Below are 23203 nucleotides of genomic sequence, written 5' to 3' on the forward strand. Positions count from 1 at the left end.
TTATATCTCCTTAACTTTTTTATCTCTTTTACTCAATAACCACATTAAAAATATGCTCATAATCAACCCGTGATATAGAAGTCCTGTAAGTAAATCTACACTAATAAGATTGAACATAGGCACAATAGTTATCGCTATAGCTACCCATAAAGGCATTTTTTTGTATGAGATTTCATCCATAATTCCAATTAACCAACCAGTAATTGCAGAATAAGTTAACATTCCGTAAAAACCAAAGTTAGCGTATCCGTTTGCAATAAATCCTGTATTTACCCAAGTATTTGGATGACCATAGTAAATCATCGAAATTAAAGCTTGAATAGGATAGTTGTATGGATATAATCTACCTCCAAATACCCAAGATTTGTCTGTCAAATACACGAAATCAATATTTTTGAATGCATCATAATATCTGAAATGATTATCTGCAGTTACCATGAAAACACGCCTTACGATTACACTTATAGGTTGCCAATTATCTGTTATTAAATAAAATGCCAAACACAAAAACGTAAGACCAGCTAGTCCCATAGTCATTAAATTTCCAGTGTATTTATTTCCTTTTACGATAGCTATAAAAATTACCAAAACCGGATAAAACAGCATTGACTTATGTGAAGTAAATCCAAAGAAAAATACTTGGCAAATCAATGTGATTACAGTTCCTAATTTTTTCCTATCCCATAGGCAGAACACCAACAAAGTTGGGTTGATAATTTTACCATACCAGTTCATAAAATATGCGAATGGTCCCGGGAAGATTACTTCCGCGATTTCTCTTCTAGTGTCGTAAACTTTTCTAAAATCAAAATTCAAATATTTTAGTCCGCCTCTCATTATTATCCAAGCAAACATCAATATTCCCACTAGTGCAAAAGCATAAACTATGAAACTTTCGTTGATTTTTTTGTCCGACAAAGATAGTCTCAACTTTGGTGAATTTGCGAAAATTTGCATAGTATAAAAAGATGCTATCAGCATATACATATATAATCTGGAGAAATCCTTAAACGGATAAATATTTAAACACGGTATGATTATCAAAACATAAAATAGCATCAGGTAAAAATCGCTGACTCTTTCTACTTTATGCCTTATCGTATAACACATTATTACAACCAAAGCGTATGATTCTATCAATTTATATATATCTAAATTGTTCACCAGTCCCATGTACGAAAACAACGGACTTATTGCATAAGCGTAACTTAAATCCAGAAACAATTTAAACATCAATGATAAAAACACAAAAAACCCTTTTGATTGGAACAATGCTTTTATATCATCAGTCATAAATTCCCCTTTTCATTTTTTTACTAAATTAGTATACCACAAAAAAACGCGATATCAAACTAATTTACTTTATTTTTAGGGATTTCTCCGTTTTTTAATTGCATAATATTATCGAATGTAAAATCTCCCATTTGAACGCGCGCAAGCTTAGTGGCATTTCCCAAATGAGGAGCCAATAAAATATTCTTGGCATTTCTCAATTCATCTGAAATTTTAGGCTCAAATTCATATACATCTAGCGCACAGCCTGCTATTTTTTCTTCGTTTAAAGCATTTAACAAATCCAATTCGTCGATTACTTTGCCACGAGATGCATTGATTAGATATGCTGATTTTTTCATTTTTTCAAAAGCTTTTTTATCTATTAAATGGTGCAATTCATCGCTGTAGGCAGTGTGCAAAGTTATAACGTCACTGTTTTCTAACAAATAATCCAAATCGACTTGTTTTGCGCCTTCTACCTCTTTTTTGCTGCGATTGTAGAAAATCACATCCATATCAAAAGCTTTTGCTTTTCTCATAACTTCAGTTCCAATTCTTCCAAGTCCAATTATTCCCAAAGTTTTTCCTTCTAATGTTTCTCCCAAACCATACACAGGCTTCCAACCTTCAAAAGAATCGTCGTAGCAGTCAGCATTCATCTTCGTAATATTTCTGAGCAAATCTATAATCAAACCGAAAGTAAGTTCTGCAGTTGATTTTGTAGAGGCTGATGCCGGTGCATTTGTTACTATTATTCCTTTTTCTTTTGCGTAGTTTATGTCGACATTGTCAAATCCAGCTCCATAATTTGCTATTATTTTCAAATTTTCAGCTGCATCTATTATTTCTTTGTCAATTTTTTCGCTCAAAGGACACACCAAACATTGCGCATCTTTTATTCTAGTTTTCAATTCATCTTTTGACAAAAAATCCAAGCTATCGTTATAATCAACTTCAAAATTCTCTTCGTATTTTTTTATTATTTCTTCTGGAATTCTATTGGTAATCAAAACTTTCACTACATATCCTCCATTTTAATAGTCGTCATTTTTCTGTTTTCAAACATTGCAAGATACTTTGCATCCACGCTTTTTAATAATTTGAAAGCATCATCAAAGTGATATCTGTAATAGTTTTCAAAATGAGCATCACTTCCTACAGAAAACAACTTGCCTTTCATTTTGACGTATTTTTTTATTGCAAAAGTGTAGTAATCCAAGTTGTTGTATTGGTACACGCTTCTAGTATTCAGTTCCAACGCTTTTTCGTCATTAATAAGTTCAGCAAAAACTTTCGTCAAATATTCATCTACAATGTCCATATTTTTAGGATCCAATCGATTAAGTCTTAATGCGTAATCAATATGTGTTAGAACATCATAATCCTTGAATTTGTTCACAGCTTCTAACATTTTTTCAAAATAATTTATTAGAAACTCTCTTTGAGAATAATCTTCTGGCTTTGGATTCATAAAATCCTTGCCGTTATACTGATGAATTGATAAAAGTTGAATATCGTAATCTCTCTTACTTAAAGTTTGTTTTATTTTCTCCAAATTTTCCGTAGTATATCCTATTTCAATTCCTTTTAGGATTTTTTGTGAACTTTTTTGATTATGTTCATCGATTACTTTGCAATACTTATCGTAATCAATGTCCACATCCTCAACTCTTCCATCATTATAGGTAAATCCATAATCCAAATGTTCTGTGGTTATGATATCTCCTTGTACCAGTTTCAAATAATTTTCAAATTTTTCCTTGCTATCAAATGAAAACTCAGTGTGACAATGTTGATCTCTATAATACATATTACTCCTTAAATTAATTAAAGATGCTAAAAATTAGCATCTTTACAATTATCCTTCTACTATTTTAATACCGCTCGATGCTCCAATTCTATCTGCTCCATTTTCTATCATAGACAGAGCTTCTTCTCTAGAATGTATTCCACCGCTTGCTTTAATCTTGGCTTTATCTCTGACAGTTTCCTTCATCAATTTTACATCTTCAACTTTTGCACCACTTGTTGAAAAACCTGTAGAAGTTTTTACAAAATCAGCGCCACATTTAACAGAGATTTCGCAAGCTTTTTTCTTTTCTTCATCAGTTAATAAACATGTTTCTATGATTACTTTTAAAACTTTTCCCTTTGAAGCATCTCTTACAGCTTGGATATCTTTTTCGACATAATCATAATCTTTTTCTTTTAATTTTCCGATATTTAAAACCATGTCTATCTCATCTGCGCCATCTTCGATTGCAGTCTTAGTTTCAAAAGCTTTGGCTTTAGAACTCATAGCTCCAAGCGGAAATCCAACAACTGTGCACACCAAAACGCTTGATTTTTCTAACGATTGTTTTACTAGTGAAGTGTAGCAAGAGTTCACACACACGCTTTTAAAATCGTATTTGATTGCTTCATCACAGATTTTTTTAATGTCAGCCGATGTTGCATCTGCTTTTAATAAAGTATGATCAATATATTTATTTAATTCCATATTATTCACCCAATTCCAATGCTATTTCCATCATTTTTGTAAATGATGTTTGTCTTTCTTCAGGAGTAGTTTGCTTATCTGAATGGAATGAGTCAGAAATTGTCAAAATAGTCAAAGCTCTTGCGTTGTTGGCTTTTGCTGTCAAATACAATCCGTAGCTTTCCATTTCAACTGCTAGCACGCCCATTTTTTCCCATTTTTTCCATTCTTCAGATTTTTGGTTGTAGAAAATATCTGCTGAGAATACATTTCCAACGTGAACGTCTATGTTTTTTTCTTCTGCAACATTTACTGCTTTTCTCAACAAATCATAATCACAAATCGCTGAAAAAGTTCCTTCCAAATCGAATTGGTGAGCAAAATTGGAATCTGAACAACTTCCCATTGCTATTACGACATCGTACAAATCAAGGTCTTTGCTGTAAGCCCCTGCTGAACCAATTCTAATAAGATTTTCTACTCCGTATTCGTTGATAAGTTCGTAAGAATAAATTCCTATAGATGGAATTCCCATTCCAGTTCCCATAACAGAAATTTCTTTTCCTTTGTATTTTCCAGTGTATCCGAACATATTTCTAACCGTGTTGAATTGTTTTACATCTTCCAAGAAATTATCTGCAATAAATTTCGCTCTCAATGGATCTCCTGGCAATAAAACTGTTTTTGCGATATCTCCTTTTTTCGCTTCGATATGTGGTGTTGACATAATAGCCTCCTAATAATTTACTATAATCATATTCAAAAATTTTACCAAATCTAATTGACATTTATCCAAAAACTTTTCGATATAATCTTCATAATAAACGCTAATCCCCTCCACTTTAGTTACATTTAAGTTAGGTTTTTTTGAGATAAACTTAGCGTAATACTTAGCTTCAGCAATTGTACAGCACGGACTTTGACCCATGTACAACAATATTTTGTCCTTGGATTTTTGATTGCAATATGATTTTAATTTTTCGCTTAATTCTATTTTCATATTCTCTCCAATCAAATAAGAGAGAAATCTTGTTTCTCTCTTATTATATCATCAATTTGAACATTTTTGCTATTTTTCAAATCCTGGAACTAATAATCCGTAGTTGCCATCTTTTCTTTTGTAAACTACATTTACATTATTAGTTTTAGAATCTAAAAATACGAAGAAATCATGGTCAATCAATTCCATTTGCATGATAGCTTCTTCCTTGTCCATTGGTTTTATTCCGAATTCTTTTGTTTTTACGATTGTACCATTTGGAATTTCTTTGTCGCTATTATCTTCAACGGCTTCAAATCTAATGGAGTTACTTTCTGTAAATCTCTTTTGTAATTTTGTTTTGTGTTTTCTGATTTGTCTAGCAAGTACATCTTCAACTTTGTCTATTGCAGTTTTGATATCTTCGTTGGATTCTTCTGCTCTTAATACAACTCCTTTATCTAAAACCATTGTGACTTCAACTCTGGCTTTGTCCTTTTCTTTCTTGAAAACTACACGAGCTTGTTGTTCATCGTGGAAATATTTATCTAACTTGTGTAATTTAGTTTCTGCCATTTGTTTCAAATCATCAGTCAATTTGATACCTTTTGTTACATAATTGAGTTTCATAAAATTCCTCCTGTTTTGCGAATTAAGAAATAATTTTCTTATTCTATATATACCCAATTTATGATTTTGCAAACGATACTATACACAAAATAAAAAACTTCCCCGACAAACTTTGAATTTGTGCCGGAAAAGTTTTTCGATTATTTGATATATTTGTCGATAATATTGATCACTTCTTCTATTTTTTCATCTGCGTTATCATTTTCAATAGCATGTTTAACGCATGTCCTCATGTGACCGTTCAAAATATCAATGTTAGCTTTCTTTAATTGTCCGATGCAACTTAATATTTGAGTTGAAATATCCACACAATATCTGTCTTCTTCAATCATATTTACAATCGCATCAAGTTGCCCACGAACGGTTTTGATTTTTTTGAGAGCTTTTTGTTTGTGTTCTGTCATTATTTTGCAACTGCCTCGAACCCTATCTCATCAATTGCTTTAATGATATCAGCTTCGTTAAAATCTCCTTCTACTACCGCTTTTTTGTCATCAAGATTTACATTGACATCTGTCACACCTTCTACAGATTTACAAGCTTTTGTCACTGATTCTACGCAATGATTGCACACCATATCCAACACTTCAAATTCTTTTTTCATTATTTTTCCTCCTTAAAATTTTTAATTCTTAACGAATTTGTAACTACAGTTACCGAACTGAACGCCATTGCAGCACCTGCTATCATTGGATTTAAAAATCCAAATGCAGCAATCGGAATACCAATAACATTGTAGAAAAACGCCCAGAACAAATTTTGTTTTATTGTTTTTATTACTCTGTGACTTAATCTAATCGCAGTATTAACTTTATTTAAATCTCCATTTATAATTGTGATGTCACTCGCCTCAATCGCAACATCAGTACCAGTTCCAATAGAAAATCCAACATCACTTGTCGCAAGTGCTGGAGCATCGTTTATTCCATCTCCAACCATTCCAACTTTTTTGCCTTTATTTTTCAAATCCAAAACTTTGTCTGATTTGTCTTTTGGCAAACATTCTGCTATCACATGGTCGATGTTAGCTTTTTCTGCGATATGTTTTGCAGTATTTTCGCTGTCTCCTGTAATCATATACACATCGATATTATCATTCTTTAATTTTTCCACAGCTTTTGAAGAAGATTCTTTTATTTTATCTGCAATCAAAATATATCCGTAAAACTCATCGTTCTTTCCAACAAGCACAACTGTATTTCCTTGAGATTGATATTTTTGAATATCTACATTGACATCAATATTATTGTCTCTCATCAATTTTTCATTGCCAATGTAGTAATTGTCATTATTTATTGTGGCTGAAAGTCCTTTACCAGTAATCGAATCGAAATCTTCAACTTTATAAAACTCCGAACTATTTTTTTCATATTCTTTAACCACAGCATCTGCAAGTGGATGCTCAGAATTTTTTTCAATTGATGATACAATTTTTAAGAAGTCTGTATCTTTTGATTGGTAATCTACAACTTCTGGTTTACCATTTGTTATTGTTCCTGTTTTATCCAAAATAACTGCATCGATTTTGTTAGCAGTTTCTAAAACTTCAGCACTTTTTATTAAAATTCCAAGCTCTGCGCCTTTGCCACTTCCTACCATAATGGCCGTCGGAGTTGCAAGTCCCAATGAACAAGGGCACGCTATTACAAGAACTGAAACCGAATTTAGCAACGCCCTGTCAAATTGTTTTGTCACAAAATAAGTGATGACAAATGTAATTACAGCAATTACAATAACAATGGGTACAAAAACAGATGAAATCTTATCTGCTAATCTTTGAATTGGTGCTTTGTTGGATTGTGCATCTTCCACTAATTTTACGATTTGACTTAGAACTGTATCTTCACCAATTTTTTTCGCTTCAAATACAAATGATCCATTTTTATTAATCGTAGAGCCAATACATTCATCTCCAACTTGTTTTTGTACAGGCATCGATTCTCCAGTAATCATCGATTCATCAATTGATGAACTTCCCTCAACAATTATTCCATCAACAGCGATTTTTTCTCCTGGTTTTACAAGAATTTTATCTCCAACCATTACATCTTCAATATCAGTTTCAATAGTTTTACCATTTTTTATTATGTTAGCTTTTTTCGCTTGGAGTCCCATTAATTTACTTATAGCATCAGTTGTCCTTGTCTTTGCTCTTTTTTCGAAAACTTTTCCGAGTAAAATCAAAGTGATAACAACAGCAGACGATTCAAAATACAATTGGTCAGATCCTACTAATACATGATAAATCGAGTAGAAGTAGGCAGCACTTGTTCCCAATGCTATGAGAACATCCATGTTTGCTCCTCCACCTCTTAATGATTTGTATGCATTCACATAATATCTTCTTCCGATGTAGAATTGAACAACTGTTGCCAATGCCCATTGAAAATATCCATTATTTAAAATCGTGTGAACTCCTGCCATGTGAAAAAACATCGCTGAAAATAAAGGAATTGAAAAAATCGCAGAAATTATAAAATCACGTTTCAATTTTTCGTATTCAGTTATATTTTTTTCGTTAGCTATTTTATTGTCTGTTTTTATTTCTGCAGAATATCCTGCTTTGTCAACTAATCTTTTTACATCAGAATTGGTCTTGTATCCTTCATAAAAACTTACTGTAAGTGAGTTTTGCAACAAATTTACGTTAACATCTTTAAAATTATTTTTGTTCAAAACCTTCTCTATTCTAGATGCACATGACTGACAGCTCATTCCTTCGATGTCAAACTTCGATGTCTTCACAGGAACATCATACCCCGCTTTTTTTATTTTGTCTACGATAGTTTCTATGTCGTATCCTTCTTTTAATTTCAAATATGCGTATTCTTGAAGCAAGTTCACGTTAACTGTGTCGATGTATTCGTATTTACTTAATACTTTTTCTATTCTAGCCGCACATGATTCACAGCTCATGCCTTGTATTTTTAATTTTATTTCTTCCATTTTTCCCCTTTCTACCCCCCTACTGATGGTATGGTTATTATATAATATTTTAAATTTTTTGTCAAACATTTGGATTTGGATTATAATAATCATAATATAATATGGAGGCAAATTATGGATTGGAAAAATTATGAAAATTTAAGCATGTTGTCTGATTTTTATGAATTTACAATGATGAATGGATATTTAGAAAATAATATGGAAGATGAATATGCTTATTTTGATTTGTATTTCAGAAAAATTCCTGACAGCGGAGGGTTTGTTATCGTTGCAGGATTGGAAGAAGTTGTAAAATATATTCAAAATTTAAGATTTGATGAACAAGACATTGAATATTTCAAGAGCAAAAATATGTTCAGCGATAAATTCTTAGATTATCTTAGAAATTTTAAATTTGAATGCGATGTGTGGGCAATGCCTGAAGGTTCAGTTGCATTTCCTAACGAACCTTTGATGATAGTAAGAGGTCCTGCTCCTCAAGCGCAATTAATAGAAACTTTTGCTCTGTTATCTATCAATCACCAATCATTGATTGCAACAAAAACGAATAGAATTGTTCATGCAGCTGAAGGAAGAGTTGTCATGGAATTCGGTGCAAGACGTGCACAAGGAGTGGATGCGACAGTTCTTGGAGCAAGAGCAGCTTTTATAGGTGGTGCTACTGCTACAAGTAACACTTTGACAGATCTCACTTACGATGTTCCAGCTTTTGGAACAATGGCTCACTCTTGGATTATGATGTTTGATTCAGAATACGAAGCATTCAAAAAATACGCAGAAATTTTCCCAAATTCTTGTTCACTTTTGGTAGACACTTACAATGTTTTAAAATCAGGTGTGCCAAATGCGATTAAAGTTTTCGATGAAGTTTTGAAACCTCGTGGAATCAAAAATATGTCGATTAGAATTGATAGTGGAGACCTTGCTTATTTATCCAAACAAGCCCGTAAAATGTTGGATGATGCAGGATATGAAAATTGTCAAATCATGGCAAGTAACTCATTAGATGAATACACAATAGCAGATTTGATTGAACAAGGAGCAAAACTAGACGGATTTGGGGTCGGCGAAAGATTGATTACAGCAAAATCAGATCCTGTTTTAGGTGGCGTTTACAAATTATGCGCCGTTGAAAAACCTAACGGAGAAATCATCCCTAAAATCAAAATCAGTGAAAACATCGAAAAAATCACAACACCTGCTTTCAAAACAGTTTACAGAATTTACGACAAAAATAGTGGAAAAGCAGAAGCTGATTTGATTACTCTTCACGATGAAAAAATTGATGAAACAAAAGATTTGGAAATCTTCCACCCTATTCACACTTGGAAGAGAAAAACATTGACTAACTTTACAACAAAAGAGTTGTTAGTGAGAGTGTTTGATAAGGGAGAATTAGTGTACGATTTACCTAAATTAGAAGAAATCATCAAAAGAAAGAATGAACAAATCGACGAACAATGGGAAGAAGTTAAAAGATTTGAACATCCTCATTTGTTCCATGTCGATTTATCTCAAAAATTATGGGATATCAAATACAATTTATTAATGCAAAGCAAATAACTTAAAAGCACAACCTTTGAATGTCAGAGGTTGTGCTTTTTTTGCAATTAAAAATCCACATGCTTTTTACATGTGGATAAGTTTTATGATTCGTATTGAACTAATGTGTTGATGTAATAATTTTTGTTGACATCTCTTCCGCCAAGTTCTGTAAGTTCGATCAAAAATTCCATAGCTGTGATTTCTCCGCCGTTTTTTTCAACCAACTTAGCAACTGCATTAACAGTTCCTCCTGTTGCCAATAAATCGTCGACAATTGCAACTTTATCGCCTTCTTGAATTGCATCTTTGTGAACTTCTAATTTATCAGTTCCATATTCCAAATCATAAGAATATTCTGACACTTCTCCAGGAAGTTTTCCAGGTTTTCTCACTGGAACAAATCTAACTCCAAGAGCATATGCTACAGCTGATCCAAACAAAAATCCCCTAGCTTCAGGAGCTGCAATTACAGTTATTCCTTTGTCTTTTAAATCTTCTACCATAAGGTCTACCGCGTATTTGTAGGCATCTTTATCATTTAATAATGTAGTAATGTCTTTGAATGAGATTCCTTCTTTTGGAAATCCATCTATAACTCTAATTTTTTCTTTTAAATCCATTTTCATCACCGTTTCTTTTATACTGTATTATCTACATTAATAGTATACCATATTGTGGGATTTGTTTGTTGTTAAATTATTAATAGTATTATAATGCACAAGTTTTTAAATTAAAAATATCAGCAAAATATTTTATTTACAACTATATTTTTATGTGTTACGATATGTTTGGAGAGTGATGTAATGGACAGTTCGAGTGCCTCGCAAATAATTGCGTTAGTATTCTTAGTTACAATGTCCGCTGTGTTTTCATCAAGTGAAACAGCGATAACATCTGTAAGCAAAATAAAAGTTCGACAATTAGATCAAAAGGATAACAAAAATGCACATTTATTAAAAAAATTGCACGACAATATGCAAGCAACTATTTCTACTATTTTAATTGGAAACAACATTGTAAACATAGCAGCCAGTTCTATAGCTACGATACTGTTTACAAAATATTTCAATGAAAATGGTGCTGTGGTATCTACTGTTGTTATGACAATTTTCGTATTGATATTCGGTGAAGTTCTTCCGAAAACAATCGCACAATACAAAAACAAATCTGTTGCTTTAAAATTTTCGAGATTTATATATTTATTGACGATAATTTTCAAACCAATTGTTAAAGTTTTAAATCTTCTAACGCGTTTAGTTATAAAACTTTTTATAGGAGAAGATGGAGACAGTTCGACATTAACCGAAGAAGAACTCAAAACACTTGTAGAAGTTAGTGAAGAAGAAGGCGTCATCAAAAACCAAGAAACAGAAATCATGATAAATGCTTTAGAATTGAAGAAAACTTTGGCAGTCGACATAATGACTCCAAGAACTAGCATGGCTTCTGTGGATATCGAAGATGCAGAAAATGATTTGAAAGAAATCATCAAAAATATTACTTATTCGAGAATTCCAGTTTATGAAGATAACATCGACGATATTATTGGGGTTTTGCACATCAAAGAGTTAGCACACAAAATCATCGAAGACGACAGCGATTTTAAAATCAGAGATATATTAAAACCCGCATTTTATGCTTACGAATACATTCCTGTTGTTGATTTGTTCAAACAAATGCGAGCAAAAAACATATCCATAAGTATAATAATTGATGAATACGGTGGAACGAGTGGAATAGTAACTATGGAAGACATCTTAGAAGAACTTGTCGGAGAAATCGACGATGAATACGACAACGAAAAAGAAGTTACAAAGCTTAGCGACAATGAATACTTAGTCGATCCTGAAATGAGAATTGATGAGGTGAATGAAAGATTCGACCTCAACATTCAAAGCGAAAAGTTCGATTCAATAGGTGGATTTGTGATTGAACTCTTAGATAGAATGCCAAAATCAAAAGATGAAGTAGAATTTGAGAATTTGAAATTCGTAGTAGTAAATGTAGATAAGAGAAAAATCACACAACTTATGATAATATTTAAATAAAAGTTAACTCTCACGATTTTCGTGAGAGTTTTTTTGTGTAAGATAGCTAAGAAAAAGTAGAAAAGCATTTTTACACGAATATCTGACTACATAAATTGGAGATTTCATAATCTCGAACTACTAAAATCCAAAACTCGAGCAAGCTCTCAAACAGTTGGATTTTTACGTAGTTCTTCGATTTGAAATCAGAACAATTTATTCCGTATGATATTCTTAGCAAAAATGTAATCTACTTTTTTATTATAGATTATAATCCTTACTTTTTTATCCCCAGCGCCTCTTTTGCCAATTCATCAGCCATATCGTTATAAGTATCGTTGGAGTGACCTTTAACTTTTACAAAATTAATATCGATTTGAGGCTTTATTTCGTCGATAAATTTCTTGTAGCTTTTGGTTAAATTATTGTTTGTTTTCCAGTCGCCATTAGCCCAACTTTCAATCCCTTGATAATCATAAAAAATCGTGATTTTGTCCATTTTAAGTTCGACTGCTTTTTTAATTGCAAATACCGACCCACTTACTTCTCCCGATACATTTCTATGCGTTGAGAATTCTGATTTAGGAAATTTTTGATTGAATTTGTCGATTTTACTATTGTGAAACAACACACAACCAAAACTATATTCTCCCGTATCTTTTTTGAATGATCCATCTACATAAGCCACACACTCATTTTCATTTAAGTTATCAATGGACGCTACTTTTTTATTATGTTCGCCATTTATAAAATTATCTGCCTCTTCTTTTGTCTTAAAAGATTTGAAAATCGCTCCCTTAAAACCATTTACTTGTTGTTGGCACTCTGACCAACTATTGTATATCCCAGGATTTCTCCCAATTTTTACTGCATAAAATTTACTCATTACATACCCACACGCTCAAAGTTCCAGCTCCCACTTCAAAATCTCCGAATCCTTCATCATCGATTACAATTTCATTAGAATTTGTTCCAGTGATTTCCGTGTACTTCTTGCCTGCATTTTCCTTTCCTACATTCATTTTCAAAGTATTGATGTCAGCTGTGCTGATTACTACAGCCATTGGATTATGAAAATCATCGCCGTGTCTAATCCAACCTATCAAATTTTCATTTTCCATATAATCTGTCTGTTCTCCAAATGCGTAGTGTTTTCTGATGTACATCAAATTATCTATAATATCCTTTTGCCCTTCGATATTAAATTCTCCACCTATTTTACAATAATCACCGTAAAACACGCAAGGATATCCATCTTTTCTTAGTAGAATCAAACCGTACGCAATCTTTTTGAACCAAGGCTCTACGAATGATTCCAAAGATTGACCAGGTTCGCTGTCGTGATTATCCACGAATGTAACCGCAATCGTTGGATGTTCTTGAACCAAAGTATTGTCGAAAATTTTTCTCATATCAAATTTATCGCCCATTTTTGATGCAGAATACATATTAAAATGAAGTGCCACATCGAACAAATCCACATCGTATTTCGTATCGTACAAATAATGATTGGTGTTGTCCTTATCTTGTAACCAATATTCACCGAAAAAATAAAAATCACGATTAACAACATTTTGTATATGCTTTGTGAAATCAATTATAAATTCATCATCAATGTGTTTAAGTGCGTCGTATCTGAAGCCGTCCACATTAACATAATTCACAAACCATTCTCCCCATCTAAAAAGTTCATCTTTAACATCAGGATTTTTGTGGTCAATATCTGCAAACATCAAATAATCGAAATTCCCTTTTTCGTTGGAAACATTCTTGCTAAATCCTTTGTTTTCTCCAGCGACTTCAAAAATTGCTTTCTTTTGTTGTTTATTATCAAAATCAACTCCATTAAAATGTTGGAAATGCCACACGAACTCAGAATATTTTCCGTTCCTACCCTTAAAATCAAATCCAGTCCATGCTTCAATATCATAAGCATCAGTAATTCTTTTCTCCCTGTCGTTAGGATCCACTTCGTAAGCCTTAAAAGTTTCTGAGAAATCTGCTCCAGCTTTGTGATTTAAAATGACATCTGCGTAAACTTTTATATCATTTTCGTGCAAAACTTCGATTAATTTTTTCAATTCTTCTACAGTTCCATATTTTGTACGCACAGATCCTTTCTGATCAAATTCTCCCAAATCGTACAAATCATACACACCATAACCAACATCATTTGTTCCTGTTGCTTTAAACATTGGAGCAAGCCACAACGCATCAATCCCTTTTTCTTTTAAATTTTTCGCTTCTCTCGTCAAGTTTTTGTAATAATTTCCATCATCTGGTAAGTACCACTCAAAAGCCTGCATCATTATTTCGTTTCCCATTTGTTCCTCCTATTAATTGTAAGAAATTGCTTTATATTGTATAATCTAATAAGATTATACCATTAAAATGATAAAAATAAGGAGAAAAAATGCAATATTTAGTCGGTAGAAATCCTGTTATGGAAGCTTTGGAAATGGATATGGGAGTAACCAATCTATACATACAAAAAGGCGAGTTAAAAGGATTTATCAAAAAAATAGAAAAAAAAGCTTACGATATGGGAATTAAAATCGAATACGTCGATAAAAAATACATCGAAAAATTCGCAGAAAACACTGCTCATCAAGGTGTTATGGCAAAAATGCCAAGTTTCGGATATTCAAGCGTTGATGAAATGATAATTTACGCCAAAAAAATAAACGAAGATCCATTTTTGATAATTTTGGATGAAATAACAGATCCTCACAATTTGGGATCCATCATTAGAACTGCAGAAGTTGCAGGATGCCACGGAGTTATAATTCCAAAACACCGAGCTTGTGAAGTCAATGCAACTGCAATCAAAACAAGTGCAGGAGCTGTTTTCAATATCAAAATCGCACGTGTAACCAACATAACCACGACAATTAATTATTTAAAAGAACATAACATTTGGATTTACGGAGCTTGTGGCGAAGCTTCACAAACTCACACACAAGCTAACTTGAAAGGACCTATCGGCCTTGTAATTGGAAACGAAGGCAAAGGAATTTCGAGATTAGTCAGAGAAAATTGTGATCAGTTAATTAAAATCCCAATGTATGGAAAAACAGAATCACTCAACGCATCAAATGCTGCGAGCATTCTAATTTATGAAGTCATACGCCAAAGGTATGAAAAATAAACAGATTTATCTTTATGTCGATGGTTATAATATAATAAATGCATGGCCTAATTTGTACAAATTATCAAACGATGTGGATTTGGATAGTGCCCGTGAAGAGCTCATTGATATAATGAAAGAGTATCAAAATCTAAGCGGAGAACAAGTTTATGTAGTTTTTGATGCTTATCTTGTAAAAGGTGGAATGAGCATTGAAGAAAAGCGTGATAATTTGACGGTGGTTTACACAAAAGAACACGAATCTGCGGACAGATACATTGAGAGAAAAGTCAACGACATGAGAAAGCACGACAAAATGTATGTGGCAAGCAACGATGGAATGATTCAAAGAATTATTTTATCGCGTGGAGGAATTAGAATTAGCGCCAATGAACTTTGGAAAAATTATCTAACTTTAAAAGAAAACCTCAAAAGATCTAAGCTAAGGAAAAGAAAACAATCTACTGAAAATATTGTTACTATAGATGATGAAATTTATCAACAATTAGAAAAACTTCAAGATGAAATAAAAAAACAAAACTAGGTCACAACACCTAGTTTTGTTTTTTTAAACATAAGGAGATATCCAATTTAATGGATAAAATGAAAACGTTATTAACTATTTATAGTATAACATCTCCTTTATAATTTGTCAAAATTTTATATTTGAATTTTAATAATTTATTCTGCCTTATCTTCTTCAATTAAATTTTTTATTGCGTTAATGGCAACTTTAATGGCTATATCAGTGTCGTGGCAAACAGGATTGTCCAAGTTTTTCTTCTCACGTTCTTGATTAGCTACAACCAAAAAACAAGATCCACATCTTACTCTAAGGTAATTTGCAACCACAAAAAGTGCTGCAGATTCCATTTCACTTGCCAATGTGCCAAGACTTTTCCACGCTTCCCATTTATTCAACAAATCATATGATATTGGCATTTTTTCAGGCTCATGTTGTCCATAAAAGCTGTCCTTACATTGAACTACTCCGACGTGGTAATGTTGTCCTAAATCTTTCGAAGCTTTTACCAAAGAATTTGTCACATCTAAGTTTGCAACTGCTGGAAATTCTATCGGAGCGTATTCTTTACTCGTTCCTTCAGCTCTTATTGCAGAACTCGCTATAACTACATCAGAGCTTTTTACATCTTCTTGAATTCCTCCACAAGTTCCAACTCTAACAAAAGTATCAGCGCCAGCTTTTACAAGTTCTTCCATTGCAATAGCTGCAGATGCTCCTCCAATTCCTGTGCTTGTCACAGAAACTTTTACTCCATTCAAACTTCCAGTGTAAGTTACATACTCTCTGTGATCTGCAACTAACTTCGCATCGTCAAAATATTTTGCAATCTTTTCGCATCTTTTTGGATCTCCTGGAAGTATAACATACTTTCCAACATCTCCTTTTTTAATATTCAAATGATATTGTACGCCTTCTTCTGCGTATTTCATAAAATCACCTCATTTTATCTATATTAATAGTATATACTAATTTTAGATAAATATCATTATTGGGCGTTGATTTTTACGTAATTTGTGCGATACATTATTTTCTTGAAGAAAACCCCTACGAAAGTATTCAAAATAGAAGTTGGAACACACACCGCAAAAAACATCGATAAAAGAAGTCTTGCAAAATTTTCAGTTCCCATCCCCAATGGAATTGCAGTCGCCAAAAATACAAACCCACTAATTAGAGTTCCTATCATAAATACAAAATTTGATTTTGCATTGTTTTTACCCATAGCTTTGAATAAATAGTATACGACAATTCCCGAAACTAATTTGTCTAAAATATTTGGAAGTTGTCCCATTGGAAAATTAGTCGTAAAAGCCGCAAGTAACCCAGCAAATAAACTCAACATAAAAGCTTCTTTCACATTATCCATGAAAATAATCCCCAAAAACATCATAACTAATAAAAAATCTGGCTTTACTCCCATAAACAACGCAGGTGTAACGTAATGAAGCAATAATCCTACACTTAAAAATATCGAACTTACTGTTAATTTTTTTGAATCCATAATATCTTCCTTTCTTTTTTATAAAATTTTTCTCTTCTAAAATCATTTCATAAGTTCATTTCATTACACTCACCTGCCTTTATAATAAAAAAACACCTGTTCCCCAAAAGGAACAAGTGTCAAAACTCGCGTTACCATCCTAATTTATGTGCAAAAATGCACACATCTCTTTCAGATACTTCCATATCCTATCCCTGTAAAGTGAGAATCACTTTTTGAACTACTATATTTCATTCAAAATTCAGATAACCCCATTCATATAAACTTCCCTTAGAAATTCGCACCAACCATTTCCTCTCTTGAAGTTTCATTTATACTACTATCTTATCTATTGAATTTAATATTTTTAAATATTTTCTAATATTATATCACAAATAAAATAATTTACAAGTTATAAAACAGTTTTAAAATTAACATTTACCAAATCTTTTATAGAATTGTAAATCAAAGTTCTATCCAAAACTTCATCCAAAAACTCTTGTAGTTCTTCTCCTTCATAAAATGAGAAGAAATAAATGTCAATATTGATTTTATTAATAATACTCTTATCTTCAAAACCTATAACATTTAACAGATACATCGGATTGTCTATATCTAAGTTCACCTTAGCTTCGATATCTTGCAATATAGTGTTTCTTTTCTTCGCAACTCTCATCATAGTCAAAATCAGCTCTGAAACGATGGAGCTTACGAAGAAATCAATTGATGTGAATTCTTCTTTTTCTGAATCAAAAGAAATAGATGAATCTACGGGAATACAGGATTTTTCATTGTAAACTTTGACCAAATCATCGGATACAATAGCTCTGAAACTTTTTTGGAATGAATTTATATCATCATTCATATTCTTTCCTCAATTTATCTCTAGCATCAATCATTGATTGTAGTTTTTCTCTAATGTGGTCGTATTCATTTACAGGTCTATTAGAGAATGTCGCAAACCCACAGTCTGGATTTAGCCACAATTTATCCTTGTCGATAAACGTAAGGGCTTCTTTGGCTCTTTTGTAAATTCCATCTGTGTCTTCCTTGTCATCCAATCTTGGATTTAACACTCCAAGTCCCAAAATCACTTTGTTGTTGATTCTTTCATCAGCTAGTAATGCTTTCAATTCTCCAGCTCTTGGAGTTGAAAATTCTAACGCCAATAAATCAGCATTGATATCTGCAAATAAATCTAAAAGCGGAGTATAAGGTCCTGTCAATAAAATACTTTCGTTTTTACTCCAGTTTCCACGACACACGTGAAGTGAACAGATAGATTTGTCCCTATCGACACTATCCATCACGCTTTTTATCAAATGTGTGGCAAACTTTAACTCTTCAGTTGGATCTTTTCTAGTAGACAAAGATGCACACATGAATGTTCTTGGTTTACCTTCAGTGAACACAATTTCTGTAAGAACTGGTTCATCAAATTGAATTACATCTACTCCGATTTCTTGAAGATTTTTGATTTCTTTTCTGTAAATATCAATTACATCTTCTCCCAAATCTTCCTTACTATCGTAGTATTTGGAACTAACATTTGAAAGCCACATACTTCTTGTAACCAAGTAAGGACCAGGCATTGTAATCTTAACAGGTTTATCAGTCAATGATTTCAAAAGTTTTAATTCTTCTGATACAATGTCTCCTTTATATTCCAATTTGCCAGTACAAATAGCGTTCTTAATAGATGTAGCTGGAACATCCAATGTCGTCAAAATATTTTCGAACTCTCTTTTATCATCGACGTAATCTAGCATTTCGGCCATACTCATTTGAGTTACTCCACCTAGTTTTTCAGAAATAAAAGATACGTAATTATCTCTTTCTATCTCCCCACTTGTGATTACATCGATATCCAAATCTTCTTGTAATTTTACAACTTCTTTAGTCTTATCATATACCAATTGTTCGTAGTCAGAAAGGCTAATCATATTAGCCTTTAACATCCTACGAGCTTTCATTATTTCGTCTCCTCTTGGCATAGATCCTATCAAAGAGGTATTGAATAATTTATTGTTCACTATTGAATTCCTTTAAGAAATTTCCTAAATATTCATTAGCTTCAGTAATTTGTTTGAAACCTTCTCTTCTACCAGGAATCCATTGTTTTAATCCTTCAAGATCCATGATTTCTTTTTCTTTTTCGTTGTTGTAATCCATCTTGAACATAATGTCATCAAATGCTTTGATATCTTCATCAGAAACTTCAGGATTGAATGTAAATATACAATGGTCGAAGTTATCAGTTTTATCTAAAACTTCAACTTCATTTTTGTCTAGTGTACCATCACTAATCCAAGCATCATAATTTGTACTTAAGCAGAATGATGCATCAACTTCTCCATTAACCATAGCAATCATGCTGTCTTTTTCTCCACCAACGTGGTCTCCATGTAAGCCAACACCGATATCAAATCTTTTTTCAGTGTAATCTTTACCATATTCTAAACCATTTTGATGTAAATAGTTTATAGGAATAAGTCTTGCTTGTGGAGAATCAATAGCCCCAAATCCTATTGTTTTTCCTTTTAAATCAGAAACTTTTTCAAAATTTCCCTTTTTAACTACTAGATAAGTCTTCTTATCTCTATCAGTATCTCTCATACATCCGATCTTATCTTTTCCGTCAGATCTCAAGTGAGCGTCTAAATGTGCTAATGGGGAATTCCATGCTCCATCAATTTCTCCATTCATTAAAGCATCTACTTGTAGTTTGTAGTCTTTGAAGAATACTCCTTCGATTTCTGCTCCATTTTCCTTGAAAAATTCTTCAATCATTTCCCATATTACTGTAACTCTTGGAGCGTAAATAACTGCACCTATTTTTAATTTTTTCATTTAATTCCTCCTATTTTATTTACTTGATAAAGATTGTCCTAACATAACATGCAACACATCTAAAGATGGTGCCATGATTTGTCCAGCGTAAGCATCTCTCATCAACTTTTCTATTTCAGTCTTTCTATTGTAACTAATTCCTCCACCCACTCTCATTGCAAGAGTTGAGGATTCCATCGCATGTTCAATTGCAATAACTCTGGAAGCTATGATTTTTTGTAAGGCATCTTCATCATTTCTACCTTTTTATTGATATTTGTGTCCTATTTACTTGTTTTCTGTCGCTAAAATACCACCTAACATTACATGGAGAACATCCAATGATGGCGCCATAATTTGTCCAGCGTAAGCATCTCTCATCAACTTTTCTATTTCAGTCTTCTTATTATAAGTGATTCCGCCGCCAATTCTCATTGCAAGTGTAGCTGAGTTCATTGAATTTTCAATTGAAGTCACTCTTGCTGCAATAATTTTTTTAAGCATATCTTCGCTATCATTAACTATAGCTTCTGCTGCATCTTCTGATAGTGTTCTTGCGCTTTGTGCCATTGAATATATCTTAGACAAATACATTTGAACAATTTCAATATCTGCTAAGCATTTGCCATTTGGATATTTTCTACTTGTAGCGTATTTATTAGTAATGTTTGATATTCTAATATTTAAACCAGCATATACACTAGCAAGTCCAAGTAAAAACATCTTTGTTACAACACTTGCGACTTCATCTGCTCCGCCTTCTTCTCCTAATCTGTAATCAGATGTCAACTTAACATTGTCAAATTTCATTGGACAAGAAACATTTCCTCTCATTCCAACTCCATCCCAATATTCCATATTGAAACTCAAACCTTCAGATTCCAATGGAACAACCCAATATGTCGTTTTACCTTCAAATTCAGCTGATTTACTATTATATTGATAATAACTTGCATAAGTTGCACTTGTTACCATTGATTTAGTACCCTTGAACACATAGTCATTTCCATTTTTAGTACAGGTCATTTCTGGATTACCAAAATGTGTTCCACTACCAAATTCTGAATCAGCCAACGCCATAAATTTATTATTTTCAACGACATCTTTTACTATTTTATCAATTAAAGTTTTTTGACCATAATCCAACACTCCACTGATTCCAACATTATGCATCATATAGCATAATGCTGCAGATGGATTGTATTCAGCGAATGCCATTGTAACTTCTTGATGTTCTTTTGCTCCTTTGCCAAGTCCGCCCATTTCTTCAGGAATCAAAAGTTTTAAAAATCCTTCTTCTCCCATTTTTTCAAATGCTTCTTTTGGGAAAGTGCAATCCTTGTCAGATTTTTTTCCTTCTTCTTCTAAATATTTTTTTGCAAATTCTTTTGCTTGTTCGTAAATTCCCATTAAGCCTCCTATAAAAGTGGTTGACCTGTGATAGCTTTTCCTAACCAAACGTTAAGAACGTCTAGTGATGGAGCCATGATTTGTCCAGCGTAAGCATCTCTCATTAATCTTTGGATTTCAGATGCACAGTTGTAAGTCTTACCTCCACCTACTCTCATTGCAAGTGTTGAAGATTCAATTGCATTTTCGATGGCTGCCACTCTTGCTGCGATAATCTTGCAAACTGCGTCTTCTTCGCCAGCAACTAAAGATCTAGCTGCTAATTCTGTAAGAGCTTTGGCACTCATACCATTAGCATAAATCTTAGCTAAGTGAACTTGTACTGTTTCAATGTTAGCTAAGCATTGTCCTGAAGGGTATTTTCTCTTTAATGCGTAATCATTAGTAACTCTTGATAATCTTAAGTTCAATCCAGTGTAAACACTAGCTAAACCTAAAATGAAGTATGGAGCAACTACGTTAAATACTTGGTCAACACCTGAACCTTCTTCACCGATTCTGTTAACTTCGTCTAATTTAACATCATTCATAGCCATTGGACATGAAACATTACCTTTCATACCAATACCTTTCCAATGACTCATCTTGAATTCTAATCCTTCTGATTCTAATGGAACTAACCAGTTGTTGATGTCTCCTTCTTTTTCAGTTGATGGAGTCAAGATTAAGTAGTAGCTTGCATGAGTTGCACTTGTTACCATTGATTTAGTTCCGTTGAATACGAATTTGCCACCATCTTTAGTAACTTTGATTTCTGGAATATAGAAGTGAGTACCAGTTCCAAATTCAGAATATGCTAATGCCATGAATTTGTTGTTTTCAACGATGTCTTTAACAATTTTTTTCTTTAATTCTTCATTACCATGAGTAAGAACTGTCATTAAAGCTACGTTGTGCATCATGTAGCAAAGACCAGCAGTTGGGTTGCTTTCAGCAAATGCTAAAACAGCTTGTTGATGTTCAACAGCAGTTTTTCCTAAACCACCCATTTCTTCTGGGATAAGTAATTTGAAGTATCCAGCTTTTCCCATTTCTTCAAATGATTCTACAGGAAATCTGCCTTCTTCGTCTGAACTTTTTGCATATGGTTCAATGTGTTCCAATGCAAATTTTCTTGATTCTTCGTAAAAATTCATAAAACCCTCCTAAAGTTTATGTTCAATAATATAATATCACTAATTCTCTAATAAGACTACACATATTGTTAAAACATACTCATTTATTGAATATTTCTATAAATCCTACTGTTTTCATTAGATTTTTTAATAATTAGAATATTTCTTTGCTTTTATCTCTGTTTTGTCGTTGAAATATCAACATTCTTATTCTTTAATTCATTTATAGATTTTTTCTATAAATGAAAATTTAGATTGTTTAAAATTATGTAATAAAAAACACCGTGAGATAATTGACCTGAACCCCAAAATCCGGAATACGGATGGAGGGGTTTTTGTATGCCAAAATACACAAAAGAATTTAAAATTAAACTAGTGAAGGAATACTTATCAGGTAATTCGGGTGGTCGAGAAATGGTAGCTAAAAAATATGATATTCCAGATGGAACTTTGAGAAATTGGATAAATAAATATAATTCAGGAGGCTTTGATAACTTATCTAAAAAGTTAAAAAACAATAAATACACTAGTGAATTTAAACTATCTGTAATACAATATAGGCAAATCAGTAATACTTCGCTTAGAGAGACTGCAGAGCATTTCAATCTTGTAAATGTATCTATGGTATACAGATGGGAAAAAGCTTATCAAGAACGTGGTCTATCTGGGCTAGAAGATAACAGAGGAAGGCCTAGAAAAAATATGACTAAATCAAATAAAAAGTCTAAAATAAACACTCCAATAAACGAAAGTGAAAGGGAAGAATTAATAAGACTTAGAGAAGAAAATAGACTTCTCAAAATGAAGATAATATACGAAAAAAAGCTACAAGCCT

The 23203-nt window shown here is 32.6% G+C and carries 26 protein-coding genes; 5 read left to right on the forward strand and 21 right to left on the reverse strand.

Going from position 1 to position 23203, the window contains the following annotated elements:
* The 10 genes from ACLUJM_RS06295 to ACLUJM_RS06340 all read right to left on the reverse strand — a co-directional run bounded on the left by ACLUJM_RS06295 (position 1) and on the right by ACLUJM_RS06340 (position 8309).
* Positions 1-1293, reverse strand: coding sequence for a hypothetical protein (locus tag ACLUJM_RS06295; protein WP_412412471.1), 1293 nt, complete (start codon positions 1291-1293; stop codon positions 1-3).
* Positions 1294-1352: 59 nt separating this feature from the next.
* Positions 1353-2294 (reverse strand): 2-hydroxyacid dehydrogenase family protein, encoded by a 942-nt coding sequence (locus ACLUJM_RS06300; protein ID WP_412412472.1) that lies wholly within the window; start codon positions 2292-2294, stop codon positions 1353-1355.
* Positions 2294-3085, reverse strand: coding sequence for a PHP domain-containing protein (locus ACLUJM_RS06305; protein WP_294685400.1), 792 nt, complete (start codon positions 3083-3085; stop codon positions 2294-2296). Before ACLUJM_RS06305 ends, ACLUJM_RS06300 begins: the two co-directional genes overlap by 1 nt.
* A 48-nt stretch (positions 3086-3133) precedes the next feature.
* Positions 3134-3775, reverse strand: coding sequence for a deoxyribose-phosphate aldolase (gene deoC / locus ACLUJM_RS06310; protein WP_316072282.1), 642 nt, complete (start codon positions 3773-3775; stop codon positions 3134-3136).
* 1 nt (position 3776) lies between these two features.
* Positions 3777-4481 carry a purine-nucleoside phosphorylase gene (gene deoD, locus ACLUJM_RS06315; protein ID WP_094223250.1) on the reverse strand — a complete coding sequence of 235 codons (705 nt, stop codon included), beginning with the start codon at positions 4479-4481 and terminating at the stop codon, positions 3777-3779.
* A 9-nt stretch (positions 4482-4490) separates the two neighbouring features.
* The gene (locus ACLUJM_RS06320; protein ID WP_294685398.1) at positions 4491-4754 is read right to left on the reverse strand and encodes a hypothetical protein; all 264 of its coding nucleotides are present in this window, start codon (positions 4752-4754) and stop codon (positions 4491-4493) included.
* Positions 4755-4823: 69 nt separating this feature from the next.
* On the reverse strand, positions 4824-5363 hold the full coding sequence (gene hpf, locus ACLUJM_RS06325; protein ID WP_316082973.1) for a ribosome hibernation-promoting factor, HPF/YfiA family: 540 nt from the start codon (positions 5361-5363) through the stop codon (positions 4824-4826).
* A 140-nt stretch (positions 5364-5503) separates the two neighbouring features.
* Positions 5504-5767 carry a metal-sensing transcriptional repressor gene (locus ACLUJM_RS06330; protein ID WP_002841343.1) on the reverse strand — a complete coding sequence of 88 codons (264 nt, stop codon included), beginning with the start codon at positions 5765-5767 and terminating at the stop codon, positions 5504-5506.
* Positions 5767-5967: a heavy-metal-associated domain-containing protein gene (locus ACLUJM_RS06335; protein ID WP_294685397.1), complete on the reverse strand. Its 201-nt coding sequence runs from the start codon at positions 5965-5967 to the stop codon at positions 5767-5769. Before ACLUJM_RS06335 ends, ACLUJM_RS06330 begins: the two co-directional genes overlap by 1 nt.
* Positions 5967-8309, reverse strand: a complete 2343-nt coding sequence (locus tag ACLUJM_RS06340) for a heavy metal translocating P-type ATPase (RefSeq protein WP_412412473.1) — start codon at positions 8307-8309, stop codon at positions 5967-5969. The genes ACLUJM_RS06335 and ACLUJM_RS06340 overlap by 1 nt, the downstream gene beginning before the upstream one ends.
* A gap of 114 nt (positions 8310-8423) precedes the next feature.
* Between ACLUJM_RS06340 and ACLUJM_RS06345 the strand changes: the two genes are divergently transcribed.
* Positions 8424-9872 carry a nicotinate phosphoribosyltransferase gene (locus ACLUJM_RS06345; RefSeq protein ID WP_294685395.1) on the forward strand — a complete coding sequence of 483 codons (1449 nt, stop codon included), beginning with the start codon at positions 8424-8426 and terminating at the stop codon, positions 9870-9872.
* 83 nt (positions 9873-9955) lie between these two features.
* Here ACLUJM_RS06345 and ACLUJM_RS06350 read toward each other — a convergent pair whose 3' ends face one another.
* Positions 9956-10474: an adenine phosphoribosyltransferase gene (locus ACLUJM_RS06350; protein WP_294685394.1), complete on the reverse strand. Its 519-nt coding sequence runs from the start codon at positions 10472-10474 to the stop codon at positions 9956-9958.
* Between the two features lie 183 nt (positions 10475-10657).
* Between ACLUJM_RS06350 and ACLUJM_RS06355 the strand changes: the two genes are divergently transcribed.
* Entirely contained in the window at positions 10658-11902 is a 1245-nt protein-coding gene (locus ACLUJM_RS06355) for a hemolysin family protein (protein ID WP_294685393.1), read from the forward strand.
* 256 nt (positions 11903-12158) lie between these two features.
* Here the strand turns inward: ACLUJM_RS06355 and ACLUJM_RS06360 are convergent, their stop codons facing one another.
* Positions 12159-12767: a viroplasmin family protein gene (locus tag ACLUJM_RS06360; protein WP_412412474.1), complete on the reverse strand. Its 609-nt coding sequence runs from the start codon at positions 12765-12767 to the stop codon at positions 12159-12161.
* Positions 12760-14205: an alpha-amylase gene (locus ACLUJM_RS06365; RefSeq protein WP_412412475.1), complete on the reverse strand. Its 1446-nt coding sequence runs from the start codon at positions 14203-14205 to the stop codon at positions 12760-12762. Before ACLUJM_RS06365 ends, ACLUJM_RS06360 begins: the two co-directional genes overlap by 8 nt.
* 89 nt (positions 14206-14294) lie before the next feature.
* On the opposite strand from ACLUJM_RS06365, the gene rlmB reads away from it, so the two are divergent.
* Together rlmB and ACLUJM_RS06375 are read left to right on the forward strand one after the other, a co-directional pair.
* On the forward strand, positions 14295-15029 hold the full coding sequence (gene rlmB, locus ACLUJM_RS06370; RefSeq protein ID WP_094208335.1) for a 23S rRNA (guanosine(2251)-2'-O)-methyltransferase RlmB: 735 nt from the start codon (positions 14295-14297) through the stop codon (positions 15027-15029).
* Positions 15019-15552 (forward strand): NYN domain-containing protein, encoded by a 534-nt coding sequence (locus ACLUJM_RS06375; protein WP_094208334.1) that lies wholly within the window; start codon positions 15019-15021, stop codon positions 15550-15552. The genes rlmB and ACLUJM_RS06375 overlap by 11 nt, the downstream gene beginning before the upstream one ends.
* 137 nt (positions 15553-15689) lie before the next feature.
* Here the strand turns inward: ACLUJM_RS06375 and udp are convergent, their stop codons facing one another.
* From udp to ACLUJM_RS06415, 8 genes are all read right to left on the reverse strand, one after another.
* Positions 15690-16463: a uridine phosphorylase gene (gene udp, locus ACLUJM_RS06380; RefSeq protein WP_294685389.1), complete on the reverse strand. Its 774-nt coding sequence runs from the start codon at positions 16461-16463 to the stop codon at positions 15690-15692.
* A gap of 56 nt (positions 16464-16519) precedes the next feature.
* The gene (locus ACLUJM_RS06385) at positions 16520-17035 is read right to left on the reverse strand and encodes a tryptophan transporter (protein WP_281682365.1); all 516 of its coding nucleotides are present in this window, start codon (positions 17033-17035) and stop codon (positions 16520-16522) included.
* Between the two features lie 391 nt (positions 17036-17426).
* A complete protein-coding gene (locus tag ACLUJM_RS06390; protein WP_094203338.1) occupies positions 17427-17879 on the reverse strand; it encodes an OsmC family protein in 453 nt (150 codons plus the stop codon).
* The gene (locus ACLUJM_RS06395; protein ID WP_412412476.1) at positions 17872-19047 is read right to left on the reverse strand and encodes a 5-methyltetrahydropteroyltriglutamate--homocysteine methyltransferase; all 1176 of its coding nucleotides are present in this window, start codon (positions 19045-19047) and stop codon (positions 17872-17874) included. Before ACLUJM_RS06395 ends, ACLUJM_RS06390 begins: the two co-directional genes overlap by 8 nt.
* The gene (locus ACLUJM_RS06400; RefSeq protein WP_102164640.1) at positions 19037-19864 is read right to left on the reverse strand and encodes a phosphate/phosphite/phosphonate ABC transporter substrate-binding protein; all 828 of its coding nucleotides are present in this window, start codon (positions 19862-19864) and stop codon (positions 19037-19039) included. The genes ACLUJM_RS06395 and ACLUJM_RS06400 overlap by 11 nt, the downstream gene beginning before the upstream one ends.
* 15 nt (positions 19865-19879) lie before the next feature.
* Positions 19880-20077, reverse strand: a complete 198-nt coding sequence (locus tag ACLUJM_RS06405) for an acyl-CoA dehydrogenase family protein (protein ID WP_316058445.1) — start codon at positions 20075-20077, stop codon at positions 19880-19882.
* A gap of 54 nt (positions 20078-20131) precedes the next feature.
* Positions 20132-21253: an acyl-CoA dehydrogenase family protein gene (locus ACLUJM_RS06410; protein ID WP_294684157.1), complete on the reverse strand. Its 1122-nt coding sequence runs from the start codon at positions 21251-21253 to the stop codon at positions 20132-20134.
* A gap of 8 nt (positions 21254-21261) precedes the next feature.
* On the reverse strand, positions 21262-22389 hold the full coding sequence (locus ACLUJM_RS06415) for an acyl-CoA dehydrogenase family protein (protein WP_294684156.1): 1128 nt from the start codon (positions 22387-22389) through the stop codon (positions 21262-21264).
* Between the two features lie 318 nt (positions 22390-22707).
* Between ACLUJM_RS06415 and ACLUJM_RS06420 the strand changes: the two genes are divergently transcribed.
* Positions 22708-23203, forward strand: a 496-nt coding sequence (locus tag ACLUJM_RS06420) for a helix-turn-helix domain-containing protein (RefSeq protein ID WP_412412477.1), incomplete at its 3' end; no start/stop codon positions are given.

The sequence above is a fragment of the Finegoldia sp. genome (assembly GCF_046991905.1).
Classification (GTDB): Bacteria; Bacillota; Clostridia; order Tissierellales; family Peptoniphilaceae; genus Finegoldia.

What these genes read in the sequence shown, in the direction of transcription:
- ACLUJM_RS06390 (WP_094203338.1), bottom strand. Translation starts at nt 17,879, where the DNA reads ATGAATGATGATATAAATTCATTCCAAAAAAGTTTCAGAGCTATTGTA.
- ACLUJM_RS06305 (WP_294685400.1), bottom strand. Translation starts at nt 3,085, where the DNA reads ATGTATTATAGAGATCAACATTGTCACACTGAGTTTTCATTTGATAGC.
- ACLUJM_RS06335 (WP_294685397.1), bottom strand. Translation starts at nt 5,967, where the DNA reads ATGAAAAAAGAATTTGAAGTGTTGGATATGGTGTGCAATCATTGCGTA.
- udp (WP_294685389.1), bottom strand. Translation starts at nt 16,463, where the DNA reads ATGAAATACGCAGAAGAAGGCGTACAATATCATTTGAATATTAAAAAA.
- ACLUJM_RS06365 (WP_412412475.1), bottom strand. Translation starts at nt 14,205, where the DNA reads ATGGGAAACGAAATAATGATGCAGGCTTTTGAGTGGTACTTACCAGAT.
- ACLUJM_RS06340 (WP_412412473.1), bottom strand. Translation starts at nt 8,309, where the DNA reads ATGGAAGAAATAAAATTAAAAATACAAGGCATGAGCTGTGAATCATGT.
- ACLUJM_RS06375 (WP_094208334.1), top strand. Translation starts at nt 15,019, where the DNA reads ATGAAAAATAAACAGATTTATCTTTATGTCGATGGTTATAATATAATA.
- ACLUJM_RS06330 (WP_002841343.1), bottom strand. Translation starts at nt 5,767, where the DNA reads ATGACAGAACACAAACAAAAAGCTCTCAAAAAAATCAAAACCGTTCGT.
- ACLUJM_RS06385 (WP_281682365.1), bottom strand. Translation starts at nt 17,035, where the DNA reads ATGGATTCAAAAAAATTAACAGTAAGTTCGATATTTTTAAGTGTAGGA.
- rlmB (WP_094208335.1), top strand. Translation starts at nt 14,295, where the DNA reads ATGCAATATTTAGTCGGTAGAAATCCTGTTATGGAAGCTTTGGAAATG.
- ACLUJM_RS06295 (WP_412412471.1), bottom strand. Translation starts at nt 1,293, where the DNA reads ATGACTGATGATATAAAAGCATTGTTCCAATCAAAAGGGTTTTTTGTG.
- ACLUJM_RS06345 (WP_294685395.1), top strand. Translation starts at nt 8,424, where the DNA reads ATGGATTGGAAAAATTATGAAAATTTAAGCATGTTGTCTGATTTTTAT.
- hpf (WP_316082973.1), bottom strand. Translation starts at nt 5,363, where the DNA reads ATGAAACTCAATTATGTAACAAAAGGTATCAAATTGACTGATGATTTG.
- ACLUJM_RS06415 (WP_294684156.1), bottom strand. Translation starts at nt 22,389, where the DNA reads ATGAATTTTTACGAAGAATCAAGAAAATTTGCATTGGAACACATTGAA.
- ACLUJM_RS06320 (WP_294685398.1), bottom strand. Translation starts at nt 4,754, where the DNA reads ATGAAAATAGAATTAAGCGAAAAATTAAAATCATATTGCAATCAAAAA.
- ACLUJM_RS06400 (WP_102164640.1), bottom strand. Translation starts at nt 19,864, where the DNA reads ATGAAAAAATTAAAAATAGGTGCAGTTATTTACGCTCCAAGAGTTACA.
- deoC (WP_316072282.1), bottom strand. Translation starts at nt 3,775, where the DNA reads ATGGAATTAAATAAATATATTGATCATACTTTATTAAAAGCAGATGCA.
- deoD (WP_094223250.1), bottom strand. Translation starts at nt 4,481, where the DNA reads ATGTCAACACCACATATCGAAGCGAAAAAAGGAGATATCGCAAAAACA.
- ACLUJM_RS06410 (WP_294684157.1), bottom strand. Translation starts at nt 21,253, where the DNA reads ATGGGAATTTACGAACAAGCAAAAGAATTTGCAAAAAAATATTTAGAA.
- ACLUJM_RS06350 (WP_294685394.1), bottom strand. Translation starts at nt 10,474, where the DNA reads ATGGATTTAAAAGAAAAAATTAGAGTTATAGATGGATTTCCAAAAGAA.
- ACLUJM_RS06360 (WP_412412474.1), bottom strand. Translation starts at nt 12,767, where the DNA reads ATGAGTAAATTTTATGCAGTAAAAATTGGGAGAAATCCTGGGATATAC.
- ACLUJM_RS06355 (WP_294685393.1), top strand. Translation starts at nt 10,658, where the DNA reads ATGGACAGTTCGAGTGCCTCGCAAATAATTGCGTTAGTATTCTTAGTT.